Raw genomic sequence first — 13,817 nt, 5'->3', positions numbered from 1 at the left:
GGCTTGCCGGCGATGGGCTGCGAAGCGGCCCCCGAAGTCGGCGCTGCGCAATGCCGGAACCGCGTAAACCAGGCGACAACGCCAGTTCCTTTTCCCACTACCCTTGTAGACCGTCTTTTCTACCCCCATATTGGGGCGACTGACGCGTGAAGGAATACATCTTGAGCGACCTCCTCAACCGCCGCCTGAGCCTGCTCGGCGCCAATCTCCCCCTGCTCAAGCAGTGCCTGCACGGTATTGAGCGCGAATGCCTGCGCGTGACCGACGAAGGTCGCCTGGCCCAGACCCCGCATCCGCAAGCACTGGGATCGGCGCTGACCAACGAGCAGATCACCACCGATTATTCCGAGTCGCTGCTGGAGTTCATCACCCCAGCCCTGCCCGACCCGGCCAAGGTGCTGGAAAGCCTCGAAGAGACCCACCGTTTCGTCTACAGCAAGCTGGGCGACGAATACCTGTGGAGCCCGTCGATGCCCTGCACGCTGCCGGCCGAGGAGGACATCCCGATCGCCGAGTACGGCAGCTCGAACATCGGCAAGCTCAAGCACGTCTACCGCAAGGGCCTGGCCCTGCGCTACGGCCGCACCATGCAGTGCATCGCCGGTATCCATTACAACTTCTCGCTGCCCGAAGCGCTGTGGCCGTTGCTGCGCGCCGCAGAAGGCGGCAGTGAGAGCGACCGCGACTACCAGTCGTCGGCCTATATCGCGCTGATCCGCAATTTCCGCCGCTACAGCTGGCTGCTGATGTACCTGTTCGGCGCCTCGCCGGCCCTGGACAAAGGCTTCCTGCGTGGCCGCCCGCACCAGCTCGAAGAGCTGGACGCCGAAACCCTGTACCTGCCCTACGCCACCAGCCTGCGCATGAGCGACCTGGGCTACCAGAGCAACGCCCAGGCCGGCCTCACGCCGTGCTACAACAACCTGGCCAGCTACACCGACAGCCTGCGCAAGGCGGTGGGCACGCCCTACCCGCCTTACGTCGAAGTCGGCACGCACGTGGATGGCGAGTGGGTACAACTGAACACCAACATCCTGCAGATCGAAAACGAGTACTACTCGAACATTCGCCCCAAGCGCGTCACCTACACCGGCGAGCGGCCGATCCAGGCCCTGACCTCGCGTGGCGTGCAGTACGTGGAAGTTCGTTGCCTGGACATCAACCCGTTCCTGCCGGTGGGCATCGACCTGACCGAGGCGCGCTTCCTCGACGCGTTCCTGCTGTTCTGCGCACTGGAAGACAGCCCGCAACTGGACAACGGCGAATGCGGCCAGTGCACCAACAACTTCCTGACCGTGGTCAAGGAAGGCCGTCGCCCGGGCCTGGAACTGCACCGCAATGGCCAGCCGATCGGCCTGAAGGCCTGGGCCAGCGAGCTGATCGAGCGTATTCGGCCACTGGCCGATCTGCTCGACCAGGCGCAAGGCGGTGCAGAACACGGCAAGGCCCTGGATGCCCAGCAGGCCAAGGTCGACGACGCCTCGCTGACCCCGTCGGCCCAGGTACTGGCGCGCATGACCGAGCATGACGAAAGCTTCGTCAAGTTCTCCCTGCGCCAGAGCCGCATCCACGCCGAAACCTTCCGCGAGCAGCCACTGCCGGTCGAGCGCCAGCAGGCCTTCGAAACCCTCGCCCGCGACTCGCTGGCCGAGCAGTCGCGCCTGGAACAGCAGGAAGTCGGCGACTTCGACCTGTTCGTCGGCGCCTACCAGGCCAGCATCCTGGCGATCAGCAACTGATGACCCGCACTGCCACCCCGCGCAAGCCGCGCGCCAGCAGCCAGGCCAGGATCGAGGCGATCCTGGCGGCTGCACGCGAGTTGCTGGCCGAGCTGGGGGTGGCGAGCCTGTCGATCTACAGCGTGGCCGAGCGTGCGCAGATTCCACCGTCTTCGGTGTACCACTTCTTCGCCAGCGTGCCGGCGCTGCTGGAGGCGTTGACGGCCGATGTACACCGGGCCTTCCGTGAAGCGCTGAGCGCGCCGATCGACAGCAGTGCGTTCAACACCTGGCACGAACTGTCACGGCTGATCGAGCAGCGCATGCTGGATATCTACAACGAGGACGCGGCGGCGCGGCAACTGATCCTGGCCCAGCATGGCCTGAGCGAAGTGGTGCAGGCCGACCGGCAGCACGACATGGAACTGGGCGACTTGATGCACAAGTTGTTCGACCAGCACTTTCATCTGCCAGTGATGCCGGCGGATGTGGACGTGTTTGCCCTGGCCATGGAGTTGAGTGACCGGGTGTATGCGCGGTCGGTGCAGCTGCATGAGGCGATTACCCCGCGCATGGCCGAGGAAGGCAAGCGAGTGTTCGAGGCGTATCTGGGGTTGTATCTGCCGCCATTTCTGGCCAAGCGTTAAATTTGATGGCCTCATCGCCGGCAAGCCAGCTCCCACAGGTACAGCACAACGCCTGAAGCTTGTGGGCACCTGTGGGAGCTGGCTTGCCGGCGATTGGGCTGCAAAGCAGCCCCATGGCCCACACCCATCACAGCTTGGCGATGGACACTTCAGTCGACTTCACGAAGGCAATCACTTCACTGCCCACCTGCAGCTCCAGCTCACGCACGGAGCGGGTGGTGATGACCGAAGTTACGATGCCCGAGGCGGTCTGCACGTCGATTTCCGACAGTACCGGGCCTTCCAGGATTTCCTTCACGGTGCCTTTGAACTGGTTGCGAACGTTGATGGCTTTGATGGTCATGATTTGATTCCTTCTCTATGGCTTCAGTCTGGTAAGTGAGTCAGTGCGCCCAACGCAGTTGCGTGGGCAAAGGGGCTACAGGATCCGGCTCGGGCGCAGCGCCCGGGGCCGACAGAACACGGTTGAGCACTTCGCTTTCCAGCGCGGCCAGGCGGTGCGAACCACGCGCCCGAGGCCGTGCCAGGTCGACAGTGAGGTCGAGCCCGACCTCGCCGTCCTCGATCAGGATCACCCGGTCAGCCACGGCGACTGCCTCACTGACATCGTGGGTAACCAGCAACACGGTGAAGCCGTGCTGACGCCACAGGCGTTCGATCAGTTGCTGCATCTCGATACGGGTCAATGCATCCAGCGCACCGAGCGGTTCGTCCAGCAGCAGCAGGCGCGGCTGGTGAATCAGCGCCCGGGCCAGGGCCACACGCTGCTTCTGGCCGCCCGACAGAGCCGCCGGCCATTCATTGGCGCGGTCGGCCAGGCCAACCGACTCCAACGCTTCCAGCGCACGCGGGCGCCAGTCGCCAGACAGGCCCAGGCCAACGTTGTCGATCACCTTCTTCCATGGCAGCAGGCGCGCGTCCTGGAACATCAGGCGGGTTTCTTCACGGGCCTGCTCCAGCGGCGCGGCACCGGCCAGCAACTGGCCTGCAGTGGGCTGGTCGAGACCGGCCAGCAGGCGCAGCAAGGTGCTCTTGCCGCAGCCACTACGGCCGACGATGGCGACGAACTGGCCGGCAGGAATATGCAGCTCGATACCCTTCAGCACTTCGCGCTGGCCAAAGGTCTTGCGCAGGCCGCTGGAAGCCAGCGGGATGCCACGCAGCAGGCGTGGCGGCTGTTCCTTGAGTACGGTCATGCGCCCTCCTTCTTCGCCACTTGATAGGCCGGGTGCCAGCGCAGCCACACACGCTCCAGGCCGCGGGCGGCGAGGTCGGCAAGCTTGCCGAGCACCGCATACAGGACGATGGCCAGCACCACCACGTCGGTCTGCAGGAACTCACGGGCGTTCATCGCCAGGTAACCGATGCCGGCATTGGCCGAAATGGTTTCGGCAACGATCAGGGTCAGCCACATGAAGCCCAGGGCAAAGCGCACGCCTACCAGGATCGAAGGCAATGCCCCGGGCAGGATCACCTGGCGGAACAGGCTGAAGCCGGACAAGCCATAGCTGCGCGCCATCTCCACCAGCGCCGGGTCGACGTTGCGGATGCCGTGGTAGGTGTTCAGGTAGATCGGGAACAGCGTGCCCAGCGCGACCAGGAAGATCTTTGCCGACTCGTCGATACCGAACCACAGGATCACCAGCGGGATCAGCGCCAGGTGCGGCACGTTGCGGATCATCTGCACCGAGCTGTCGAGCAGGCGTTCGCCCCAGTTCGACAAGCCGGTGATGAAGCCCAGCACCAGGCCGATGCTGCCACCGATGACGAAGCCCAGCCCGGCACGCCAGCCACTGATGGCCAGGTGGGTCCAGATCTCGCCGCTGCGCACCAGCTCGACGCCGGCGCTGACCACGGCGCTGGGCGCCGGCAGGATACGCGTCGACAGCCAGCCGGCGCTGACCGCCAGCTGCCAGGCAGCCAGCAGCAGTACCGGCAGCGCCCATGGCGCCAGGCGCTGGCCAAGGTTGTTGGAAGTTGCACGACTCATGGCCTGGCCCTCAGCTCTGCGCAACGGACTTGGGCAGGATGTCGTTGGCCACCATTTCGCCAAACGGGCTCACATAACCACCGGTCTTGGCTTGCTCCGGGCGTTGCACATCCAGGTGCGGGAACAGCAGCTCGGCCACCCGGTACGACTCTTCCAGGTGCGGGTAGCCGGAGAAGATGAAGGTATCGATGCCCAGCTCGGCGTATTCCTTGACCCGCGCCGCGACGGTCGGGCCATCCCCCACCAGCGCGGTACCGGCACCACCGCGCACCAGGCCGACACCGGCCCACAGGTTGGGGCTGACTTCCAGCTTGTCACGGTTGCCGTTGTGCAGGGCGGCCATGCGTTGCTGGCCGACCGAGTCGAAGCGCGCCAGCGAGGCCTGGGCGCGAGCGATGGTGTCGTCGTCCAGGTGCGAGATCAGCTTGTCGGCAGCGGCCCAGGCTTCTTCGTTGGTTTCCCGCACGATCACGTGCAGGCGGATACCGAAGCGCACTTCGCGGCCCTGGGCGGCGGCTTTCTCACGCACCTGGGCGATTTTTTCAGCGACCGCACTCGGCGGCTCGCCCCAGGTCAGGTACAGCTCGACCTGCTCGGCGGCCAGGTCCTGCGCAGCTTCCGAGGAACCGCCGAAATACAGTGGCGGGCGTGGTTGCTGGATCGGCGGGTAGAGCAGCTTGGCGCCCTTCACCTGGATGTGCTTGCCGTCGTAGTCGACCACCTCGCCTTCCAGCACCTTGCGCCAGATACGGGTGAACTCCACAGAGGCTTCATAACGTTCCTGATGGTTCAGGTGCAGGCCGTCACCGGCCAACTCGTCCGGGTCGCCACCGGTCACCAGGTTGAACAGCGCGCGGCCGTTGGACAGGCGATCAAGGGTTGCTGCCTGGCGTGCCGCCACGGTCGGCGAAATGATCCCGGGGCGCAGGGCGACCAGGAACTTCAGGCGCTGGGTCACCGGGATCAACGATGCCGCGACCAGCCAGGAGTCCTCGCAGGAGCGCCCGGTAGGGATCAGCACGCCACCAAAGCCGAGCCGGTCGGCCGCCTGGGCGATCTGCTGCAGGTAGCCATGGTCGACGGCGCGCGCGCCATCGGAGGTGCCCAGGTACTTGCCGTCACCGTGGGTAGGAAGGAACCAGAAGATGTTAAGGCTCATTGGAGTTGTCTCCTCAAGGGGGCTCAGCCAGGGCGGCGCCCCGGCGCAGGCAAATCAATCAAGGCGCACTGGCGACCTTGGCCGGGGGTGTCCAGATCACGTCCTTGATGCTCAGCGGCTTGGGAATCAGCTTCAGTGCCTGGAACGTGTCGGCGATCTTCTGTTGCGCGGCTACCACTTCCGGGGTGAGCGGCGCGGCACCGTAGCCTTGGCGCTTGACCGAGGTCAGGGTGATATCGGCAGGCAGGCCGAGCAGCGGCGCGACCTGGTCGGTCACTTCCTGCGGGTTGGCCTGGGACCATTGACCTACGGCACGCACTTCTTCGATCAGGGTGTTGATCACCGCCGGGTGCTGGTTCGCGTAGTTGCGGGTGGCCAGGTAGAACTGATGGTTGTCGACCAGGCCCTTGCCGTCACGCAGGGTATGAGCCTGCAGCTGTTTCTCGGCGGCAGCCTGGTACGGGTCCCAGATCACCCAGGCGTCCACGCTGCCGCGTTCGAAGGCGGCGCGGGCATCGGCCGGGGGCAGGTACACCGGCTGGATTTCGCTGTATTTCAGGCCGGCGTCTTCCAGGGCGCGAACCAGCAGGTAGTGAACGTTGGAGCCTTTGTTGAGGGCGACTTTCTTGCCCTTGAGGTCTTTGACCGACTGGATCGGCGAGCCCTTCGGCACCAGGATCGCCTCGCTGTGCGGCGCTGGCGGCTCGTAGGCGACGTACAGCAGGTCGGCACCGGCGGCCTGGGCGAACACCGGAGGGGTTTCACCGGTGACGCCAAAATCGATGGAGCCGACGTTCAGCCCCTCAAGCAGTTGCGGGCCGCCGGGGAACTCGGTCCATTGCACCTGCACGCCCTGCTCGGCCAGGCGCTTTTCCAGCGTGCCCTTGGCCTTGAGCAGCACCAGGGTGCCGTATTTCTGGTAACCGATACGCAGGCTCTCGGCCTGGGCTTGGGTGATGGCGCCGAAGGACACAGCCGCCGCAAACAGGGCGACCAGACCGCGACGCAAGAAGACTGTGCGCATGGCGCTCTCCTGTGCGAGTGGGTTCGGGTTGCACCTGCTTGCCTCGTTGTCGGGCGAGTAAGGTGGTAAAGCGGGTTGGGCCGGTCAGATGCTCCAGCGAGCACTGATCAGGCGTTCGTTCAATACGCCGGGGGCCACGGGGCGCGGCCGACGGGCCAGTGCAACGTGGAAGGTTTCCAGCGCGTCCTGCAGGCGTTCTTCCAGCGCCGCTACCAGCTGCGCGGGCCTGGAGCCTTCTGCGTAGGCGACCTGGCTGTCGTCGGCGAAGATCCCTTGCAGGGTCTCTTGCGCCTTGAGTGCCGACAGCACGGGTTTCAGTGCGTAATCCACCGCCAGCATGTGGGCGATGCTGCCGCCGGTGGCGATCGGCAACACGATCTTGTGTGCCAGGGCGCGTTCGGGCAGCAGGTCGAGCAAGGTTTTCAGGGCACCGGCGAACGAGGCCTTGTACACCGGCGTGGCGACGATCAGGCCATCGGCCTGGGCCACCAGCTGCTGGAAGTGCTGCACCTGCGGGCTGTCGAATCGGGCGTGCAGCAGGTCTTCGGCGGGAAAGTCACGTACCTGGAATGTCACTACCTCGACGCCACGGTCCTGCAGCCACTGGCGAGAACGCTCCAGCAGCACGCCGGAGCGTGAACGGGTACTGGGGCTACCACCGATTGAGACGACCAGCATTGCAGCGCTTCCTTGTGTTCTGTTGGAGGTGACATTAACAGTCGCCGCATATATCTAGAAATCATATTTTTTCATTTGTTTATTCCATTTTTTATCTATCTCCTGTTTTGGCCCTTTCGCGGGTAAACCCGCTCCCACAGGGACCGCACAAGGCCTGAGACTTGCGCTATCCCTGTGGGAGCGGGTTTACCCGCGAAGAAGCCCACGCAGTTTCAGCAGGCAAAAAAAAAGGGCCGTCGAAACGGCCCGAATATCCCTGCTTTGGCTAAGAGCAATGCAACGAGGAATCCTTTAACGATTGGGCTGCGGGGTCAGCCGCAGATAGGGTTTGACCGCCCGGTAACCTTTGGGGAAGCGCTGCCTGATCTCTTCCTCGTCCTTCAGCGAGGGCACGATTACCACGTCGTCACCGTCCTGCCAGTTACCTGGCGTGGCGACCTTGTGGTTGTCGGTCAGCTGCAGCGAGTCGATCACCCGCAAGATTTCGTTGAAGTTGCGCCCGGTACTGGCCGGGTAGGTGATGGTCAGGCGCACCTTCTTGTTCGGGTCGATGACGAACAGCGAGCGCACGGTCAGGGTGTCGCTGGCGTTCGGGTGGATCAGGTCGTACAGATCGGACACCTTGCGGTCGGCGTCGGCAATGATCGGGAAGTTGACCACGGTATTCTGGGTTTCGTTGATGTCATCGATCCAGCGGTGGTGCGAATCGACCGGGTCCACCGACAGGGCGATGGCCTTGACCCCGCGTTTGGCGAAATCGTCCTTAAGCTTGGCGGTAAGGCCCAGTTCGGTGGTGCACACCGGGGTGAAGTCGGCAGGGTGGGAGAACAATACCCCCCAGCTGTTGCCCAGCCACTCGTGGAAGCGGATCTTGCCTTCGCTGGAATCCTGTTCGAAATCGGGGGCGATATCGCCGAGTTTTAGGCTCATGGGCTGCGGCTCCTGTGCTGGGTTCTGTACCGTGTGGGTTCAATGTGCCTGCATTCGATTAAAAACAAAAAGAATAAATACTGATTTGTTTATAACCATAAGGCATACGAAATCGCAGACACAAAAAAGCCTCGCACTAGGCGAGGCTCTTTTGGTTACACCACGAACTTACATGAAGGCGTAAGTGTAGTTCACGATGAAGCGAGTCTGATCCTGGTCAGCGCTGCTTTCGCCGCTACCACGGTAGACACCCTGACGCAGGCTGAAGCCCAAGCCTTTGAGGGTACCCTGCTGAATGGTGTAGTCGACGCGCGCGTCACGTTCCCATTCGTTGTAGCTGCCGTCGCCCGACTTGTTGCGGATATCGTCACCACGCAGGTAGGCCACCGAAGCCTTCAGGCCTGGAACGCCCAGGGACGCGAAGTCATAGGAGTACTGACCGAAGGTGGTGTTCTCACCGGCGCGAGCGAACTGGTTGATCATGCTGTCGGTGAACAGGTAGAAGCTGGAACCACCAGCGCCTTCCGAGGTGCCGCTGTCGTTGACCAGGCTGCCCTGGTTGAGCCATACGAAGCCGCCGTCGTCACCGACCTGCTGGTGACCGAGCATCAGCGCATGGCCACCCAGGGTGTAGGTGAACATGGCGGACCAGGTCTTGTTGTCGATCTTGCCGTCGGTCTTCTCGTAACCGCCGTTGTTATTGAAGTTGTACTCGCCTGGGCCACCTTTCTTGTTCTTGCCGTCGGCGCTGCTATCGAAGTAGCGCAGATCGGTCTTGAACGACTGGTCGTCAGCGATCTTGAAGACATGGGTAGCACCCAGGAAGTGCTGCTTGTAGAAGTCTTCCAGATTCGAGTAGTAGTACTGCAGGGTCAGGTCTGGAGTGAGTTTGTAGTCCAGGCCGCCGTAGCGGAACTTGTTGCTTTCAGCGGTAGCGCCCGCAACGGACAGACCGGTACGGTTGCTCGAGGCACGCCCCATGGCATGGGTCAGCTGACCGGCGTTGATGGTCAGGTTGTCGATTTCCTTCGAGGTGATGGTGCCACCCTCGAAGGTTTGCGGCAGCAGACGGCCATCGTTGGAGACCAGGATCGGCAGGTTTGGCGCGAGCGCGCTACCGAAATGCGCTTCGGTCTTCGAGAAGCGAGCCTTGGCGTTGGCACCAAAACGGGCCCACTGGGCTGCAGAACCCTTGCCGTCATCCGGGAAGAAACCACCCTTGTGGTAACCCTGGCCACCATCCAGGTGAATACCCCATAGCGCTTGGGCATCAACACCAAAGCCAACGGTACCTTCAGTGAAGCCCGAGATGTAGTCGAGCTTGAAGCCCTGGCCGGATTCACGCTGATCCGGACGAACATCTCCGTGAGCTTCACGATTGTCGTTGTTGAAGTACATGGTGCGCGAGCTGAGCGACAGTTTGCTGTCTTCAACGAAACCGGCAGCGCCTGCTTGTTGGGCGAGAACCCCCAGTGCCACGGCCAGGGCCAGGCTGGACTTGTACATGTTTTGCTCCTCTACGTTCTAATTCTTGTGTATCTCTGGCGGTGGGATCTGCTGCCCCGCTCACCGTGGATTGGCGATTTAGTCCCAAAGCGTGACCGTTTAGTCAATCGTTTCTAAACGTTTCGCGACTTTGGTCTAAGACGCCACCTGCGCTACAGGATAATGACAATCCTATAAATCCAAAATGACCGTTTTATGAATTGGTAAGATTTTTAAGGAATATGTTAGGAACTGTTACTGCGATTCGTTAGCAGCAGATCGCTTTTCATAACCTTTGGTTATTTGCAAACGTTTGCTCATAACCTAATTCCGTATCGTTCTATTGGGACGAAAAAGCCTAGCAGCCGTCTGCGATTTCGCCATTGCCCAGGATTACCTATGTTGCGGCCTTCGTGCGCTCGATGTGGGAGCGGGCATGCCCGCGAACACCGGCTACGCCGGTGCCATCCACGGCCTCGCTTGCTTCGCGGGCACGCCCGCTCCCACAGGGGATCGCGTAAAGACAGCGTGGTTAAAGCAATTGGCTCCTAAGCTAATGGAAAAAAGTTATTTATTTTACTTTTCTTAGATCATTTAGCCTTCTCGCCATCCATCACATCGATTGCCTGACGAGAGGTTCACCATGATCCCGCACGCTCCGCTGCGCCTGTTCGCCGCCCTGACCCTCGCCAGCGCCAGCTGGTTGGCCCAGGCTGCCGACCTGACCGTGGCCTACCAGACCACCGTCGACCCGGCCAAGGTGGCGCAGGTCGATGGCAACTACGAAAAAGCCAGCAAGGCCAGCATCGACTGGCGCAAATTCGACAACGGTGCCGACGTGATCACCGCCGTAGCCAGCGGCGATGTACAGATCGGCTACCTGGGCTCCAGCCCGCTGGCCGCCGCAGCCACCCGCAAGCTGCCGGTCGAGACCTTCCTGATCGCCACCCAGATTGGCGCCGGTGAAGCACTGGTCGCCCGCGACAGCATCAAGACGCCACAAGACCTGGTCGGCAAGAAAGTCGCCGTGCCGTTCGTCTCCACCGGCCACTACAGCCTGCTGGCCGCGCTGAAGAGCTGGAACATCGACCCGTCCAAGGTGCAGATCCTCAACCTGGCGCCGCCGGCGATCATTGCCGCCTGGAAGCGCGGCGACATCGACGCCACCTACGTCTGGGACCCGGCCCTGGGCGTGGCCAAGGAAAACGGCAAGGTGCTGATCACCTCCGGCGAGCTGGCCGAGAAAGGCGCACCGACCTTCGACGCATGGATCGTGCGCAAGGACTTTGCCGCCAAGCACCCCGACGTGGTCAAGGCCTTTGCCAAGGTCACCCTCGACGCCTACGCCGACTACCGCAAGAACCCGCAAGCCTGGCTGGCCAACCCCGACAACGTGAGCAAACTGGCCAAACTGTCTGGCGCCAAGCCTGCTGACATCCCGGTGCTGCTGCAGGGCAACGTCTACCCGCTGGCCGCCGACCAGGCCAATGCACTGGGCGCACCGACCACCCAGGCGCTGACCGACACGGCCACCTTCCTCAAGCAGCAAGGCAAGGTCGACGCGGTGCTGCCGGACTACTCGCCGTACGTCAGCGCCCAGTACCTCCCCAACTAAGCCTGTAGAAAACCGACCGGAGCCTGCCATGGCCTTGCTCGAACTGGAGCGCATCAGCGCACAGTACCCCGGTGCCGAAACCCCGGTACTGGCCGACATCAACCTGAGCCTGGGGCCACGCCAACTGCTGGTGGCCCTGGGGCCTTCCGGCAGCGGCAAGACCTCGCTGCTCAACCTGATCGCCGGCTTCGTCGCCCCCAGCGGCGGGCGCATCACCCTGGACGGCGTGCCCGTCCAGGGCCCCGGCGCCGAGCGCGGCGTAGTGTTCCAGGACGATGCGCTGCTGCCCTGGCAGAACGTGCTGGGCAACGTCGCATTCGGCCTGGAACTGGCCGGCGTGCCACGCGCCGAGCGTGAAGCCAAGGCCCGCGAAATGCTGGCCCTGGTCGACCTCGACGGCTTTGGCGAGCGGCGTATCTGGCAATTGTCCGGTGGCCAGAAGCAGCGCGTGGGCCTGGCCCGGGCGTTGGCAGCCGACCCACGGGTGTTGCTGATGGACGAGCCGTTCGGCGCACTGGATGCCTTCACCCGCGAACAGATGCAGGAGTTGTTGCTGCAGGTATGGCAACGCACCGCCAAGCCGGTGTTCCTGATTACCCACGACATCGAAGAAGCAGTGTTCCTCGCCAGCGAGCTGGTGCTGCTGGCGCCCAACCCGGGGCGCGTGGTGGAGCGCCTGCAACTGGACTTCGGCCAACGCTACGCAGCCGGTGAACCGGCGCGGGCGATCAAGTCCGACCCGGCCTTCATCGAAACCCGCGAGCACGTACTGGCGCGGGTGTTCTCCCAACGTCAAAGCCTGCAGGAGCGCGCATGAGCAGCCTGGACCTGCCGGTCGCCGGCAAACGCAACACCCAACCCCGGCCAGCCACCAAGCTGCGCCGCCCCCTGCCCACCCGCTGGATCAGCACCCTGACCCTGGCCAGCCTGCTGTTGGCCTGGTGGCTGGTGACCGCGGCCGGCTGGATCGAGCCGCTGTTCCTGCCCTCGCCCGCCGACATCCTGGCCAAGGCCGGGACCCTGCTGACCCAAGGCTACATGGATGCCAGCCTGTGGCAGCACCTGGGTGCCAGCCTGGGGCGCATCGGCGTGGCCCTGCTTGCCGCCACCCTCACCGCCATCCCGGTGGGTATCGCCATCGGCTACAACCGCGTGGCCCGCGGCATTCTCGACCCGCTGATCGAGTTCTACCGGCCGATCCCACCGCTGGCCTACCTGCCGCTGATCGTCATCTGGTGCGGCATCGGCGAGCTGTCCAAGGTGCTGCTGATCTACCTGGCAATCTTCGCCCCCATCGCCATTGCCACCGCCACCGGCGTGCGCACGGTCGACCCGGCCAAGCTGCGTGCCGCGCAGTCGCTCGGCGCGACCAAAGCCCAGCTGATCCGCCACGTGATCCTGCCCAGCGCCCTGCCCGACATCCTCACCGGCATCCGCATTGGCCTGGGGGTCGGCTGGTCGACCCTGGTGGCCGCCGAGCTGATCGCCGCCACCAGTGGCCTGGGCTTCATGGTGCAGTCGGCGGCGCAGTTCCTGGTTACCGATGTGGTGGTGCTGGGGATCCTGCTGATCGCGCTGATCGCCTTCGCCCTGGAAATGAGCCTGCGTGCCCTGCAACGCAAACTGGTGCCTTGGCACGGGCAGAGCCACTGAATCCTGTTGACCACGCCAGCAGCCTGGCGCCTGATTGAAGAGACCGACATGAGCCTGACCATCACCCCCCTCAGCCCGGCGCTTGGCGCCCAGATCAGCGGCGTGGACATCAGCCGCGATATCACCGTCGAAGAACGTGACGCCATCGAGCAGGCGCTGCTGCAACACCAGGTGCTGTTCTTCCGCGACCAGCCGATCAACCCGCAGCAGCAGGCACGTTTTGCCGCCCGCTTCGGCGACCTGCACATCCACCCGATCTACCCCAATGTGCCGGAAACCCCGCAGGTGCTGATCCTCGATACGGCAGTTACCGATGTGCGCGACAACGCCGTGTGGCACACCGACGTGACCTTCTTGCCGACCCCGGCCCTGGGCGCGGTGCTCAGCGCCAAGCAGTTGCCGGCCTACGGCGGCGACACCCTGTGGGCCAGCGGCATCGCGGCCTTCGAAGCCTTGTCGGCGCCGCTGCGCGAGCTGCTCGACGGGCTGACCGCCACCCATGACTTCACCAAGTCGTTCCCGCTGGAGCGCTTTGGTACCACGCCGGAAGACCTGGCGCGCTGGGAAGCAACCCGGCGCAACAACCCGCCGCTGTCGCACCCGGTGGTGCGCACGCATCCGGTGAGCGGGCGCAAGGCGTTGTTCGTCAATGAGGGGTTCACCACGTGCATCAATGAGCTGAGCGAACTGGAAAGCGAGGCACTGTTGAAGCTGCTGTTTGCCCATGCGACGCGGCCGGAGTTCAGCATTCGCTGGCGGTGGCAGGAGAATGACGTGGCTTTCTGGGACAACCGCGTGACCCAGCATTTTGCCGTGGATGACTACCGGCCGAACCGGCGGGTGATGCATCGGGCGACCATCCTCGGGGATGCGCCCTTCTGATAGAGATGCATCAGCAGTGCCGGCCTCTTCGCGGGT

Annotated in this window: 14 protein-coding genes; 6 read left to right on the top strand and 8 right to left on the bottom strand. The window is 63.5% G+C overall.

The genetic code is table 11. From position 1 onward, the window contains the following. The first annotated feature begins 161 nt into the window (after positions 1–161). Positions 162–1,739 (top strand): glutamate--cysteine ligase, encoded by a 1,578-nt coding sequence (gshA, locus tag ABX298_RS11785; protein WP_075044319.1) that lies wholly within the window; start codon positions 162–164, stop codon positions 1,737–1,739. Then, on the top strand, positions 1,739–2,365 hold the full coding sequence (locus tag ABX298_RS11780; RefSeq protein WP_075044318.1) for a TetR/AcrR family transcriptional regulator: 627 nt from the start codon (positions 1,739–1,741) through the stop codon (positions 2,363–2,365). The genes gshA and ABX298_RS11780 overlap by 1 nt, the downstream gene beginning before the upstream one ends. 127 nt (positions 2,366–2,492) lie before the next feature. Here ABX298_RS11780 and ABX298_RS11775 read toward each other — a convergent pair whose 3' ends face one another. From ABX298_RS11775 to ABX298_RS11740, 8 genes are all read right to left on the bottom strand, one after another. Further along, positions 2,493–2,708, bottom strand: a complete 216-nt coding sequence (locus tag ABX298_RS11775; protein ID WP_003255829.1) for a molybdopterin-binding protein — start codon at positions 2,706–2,708, stop codon at positions 2,493–2,495. A 40-nt stretch (positions 2,709–2,748) separates the two neighbouring features. Beyond that, the gene (ssuB, locus tag ABX298_RS11770; RefSeq protein ID WP_013970450.1) at positions 2,749–3,561 is read right to left on the bottom strand and encodes an aliphatic sulfonates ABC transporter ATP-binding protein; all 813 of its coding nucleotides are present in this window, start codon (positions 3,559–3,561) and stop codon (positions 2,749–2,751) included. Next, a complete protein-coding gene (gene ssuC, locus ABX298_RS11765) occupies positions 3,558–4,355 on the bottom strand; it encodes an aliphatic sulfonate ABC transporter permease SsuC (RefSeq protein ID WP_039614250.1) in 798 nt (265 codons plus the stop codon). Before ssuC ends, ssuB begins: the two co-directional genes overlap by 4 nt. Positions 4,356–4,365: 10 nt before the next feature. Then, positions 4,366–5,514 carry an FMNH2-dependent alkanesulfonate monooxygenase gene (ssuD, locus tag ABX298_RS11760; protein ID WP_025337326.1) on the bottom strand — a complete coding sequence of 383 codons (1,149 nt, stop codon included), beginning with the start codon at positions 5,512–5,514 and terminating at the stop codon, positions 4,366–4,368. A gap of 58 nt (positions 5,515–5,572) precedes the next feature. Continuing rightward, positions 5,573–6,538 carry a sulfonate ABC transporter substrate-binding protein gene (locus ABX298_RS11755; RefSeq protein ID WP_367394414.1) on the bottom strand — a complete coding sequence of 322 codons (966 nt, stop codon included), beginning with the start codon at positions 6,536–6,538 and terminating at the stop codon, positions 5,573–5,575. A gap of 84 nt (positions 6,539–6,622) precedes the next feature. After that, entirely contained in the window at positions 6,623–7,216 is a 594-nt protein-coding gene (gene ssuE, locus ABX298_RS11750) for an NADPH-dependent FMN reductase (protein WP_024087992.1), read from the bottom strand. 291 nt (positions 7,217–7,507) lie between these two features. Beyond that, positions 7,508–8,146 carry a peroxiredoxin gene (locus tag ABX298_RS11745; protein WP_015268594.1) on the bottom strand — a complete coding sequence of 213 codons (639 nt, stop codon included), beginning with the start codon at positions 8,144–8,146 and terminating at the stop codon, positions 7,508–7,510. A gap of 168 nt (positions 8,147–8,314) precedes the next feature. Continuing rightward, positions 8,315–9,652, bottom strand: a complete 1,338-nt coding sequence (locus tag ABX298_RS11740) for an OprD family porin (RefSeq protein WP_075044316.1) — start codon at positions 9,650–9,652, stop codon at positions 8,315–8,317. A 622-nt stretch (positions 9,653–10,274) separates the two neighbouring features. Between ABX298_RS11740 and tauA the strand changes: the two genes are divergently transcribed. The 4 genes from tauA to tauD are packed head-to-tail and all read left to right on the top strand — an operon-like array spanning position 10,275 to position 13,781. Beyond that, on the top strand, positions 10,275–11,246 hold the full coding sequence (tauA, locus tag ABX298_RS11735; protein WP_075044315.1) for a taurine ABC transporter substrate-binding protein: 972 nt from the start codon (positions 10,275–10,277) through the stop codon (positions 11,244–11,246). A gap of 28 nt (positions 11,247–11,274) precedes the next feature. After that, entirely contained in the window at positions 11,275–12,063 is a 789-nt protein-coding gene (gene tauB, locus ABX298_RS11730) for a taurine ABC transporter ATP-binding subunit (protein ID WP_075044314.1), read from the top strand. Continuing rightward, the gene (gene tauC / locus ABX298_RS11725) at positions 12,060–12,899 is read left to right on the top strand and encodes a taurine ABC transporter permease TauC (protein ID WP_075044313.1); all 840 of its coding nucleotides are present in this window, start codon (positions 12,060–12,062) and stop codon (positions 12,897–12,899) included. Before tauB ends, tauC begins: the two co-directional genes overlap by 4 nt. 48 nt (positions 12,900–12,947) lie before the next feature. Then, positions 12,948–13,781 (top strand): taurine dioxygenase, encoded by an 834-nt coding sequence (tauD, locus tag ABX298_RS11720; protein ID WP_367394413.1) that lies wholly within the window; start codon positions 12,948–12,950, stop codon positions 13,779–13,781. Positions 13,782–13,817: the final 36 nt, after the last annotated feature.

Origin of the sequence: Pseudomonas sp. X4, from assembly GCF_040784925.1 — a bacterium.
Taxonomy (GTDB): Bacteria; Pseudomonadota; Gammaproteobacteria; order Pseudomonadales; family Pseudomonadaceae; genus Aquipseudomonas; species Aquipseudomonas putida_Z.
The sequence above is the reverse complement of the archived record's forward strand: the minus strand, read 5'-3'. Positions and strand labels throughout refer to the sequence as shown.

Coding starts and splice junctions, on each gene's coding strand:
- tauB (WP_075044314.1), top strand. CDS start 11,275: ATGGCCTTGCTCGAACTGGAGCGCATCAGCGCACAGTACCCCGGTGCC.
- ABX298_RS11740 (WP_075044316.1), bottom strand. CDS start 9,652: ATGTACAAGTCCAGCCTGGCCCTGGCCGTGGCACTGGGGGTTCTCGCC.
- ABX298_RS11745 (WP_015268594.1), bottom strand. CDS start 8,146: ATGAGCCTAAAACTCGGCGATATCGCCCCCGATTTCGAACAGGATTCC.
- ssuD (WP_025337326.1), bottom strand. CDS start 5,514: ATGAGCCTTAACATCTTCTGGTTCCTTCCTACCCACGGTGACGGCAAG.
- ABX298_RS11775 (WP_003255829.1), bottom strand. CDS start 2,708: ATGACCATCAAAGCCATCAACGTTCGCAACCAGTTCAAAGGCACCGTG.
- ABX298_RS11780 (WP_075044318.1), top strand. CDS start 1,739: ATGACCCGCACTGCCACCCCGCGCAAGCCGCGCGCCAGCAGCCAGGCC.
- tauC (WP_075044313.1), top strand. CDS start 12,060: ATGAGCAGCCTGGACCTGCCGGTCGCCGGCAAACGCAACACCCAACCC.
- ssuE (WP_024087992.1), bottom strand. CDS start 7,216: ATGCTGGTCGTCTCAATCGGTGGTAGCCCCAGTACCCGTTCACGCTCC.
- ABX298_RS11755 (WP_367394414.1), bottom strand. CDS start 6,538: ATGCGCACAGTCTTCTTGCGTCGCGGTCTGGTCGCCCTGTTTGCGGCG.
- tauD (WP_367394413.1), top strand. CDS start 12,948: ATGAGCCTGACCATCACCCCCCTCAGCCCGGCGCTTGGCGCCCAGATC.
- ssuC (WP_039614250.1), bottom strand. CDS start 4,355: ATGAGTCGTGCAACTTCCAACAACCTTGGCCAGCGCCTGGCGCCATGG.
- tauA (WP_075044315.1), top strand. CDS start 10,275: ATGATCCCGCACGCTCCGCTGCGCCTGTTCGCCGCCCTGACCCTCGCC.
- ssuB (WP_013970450.1), bottom strand. CDS start 3,561: ATGACCGTACTCAAGGAACAGCCGCCACGCCTGCTGCGTGGCATCCCG.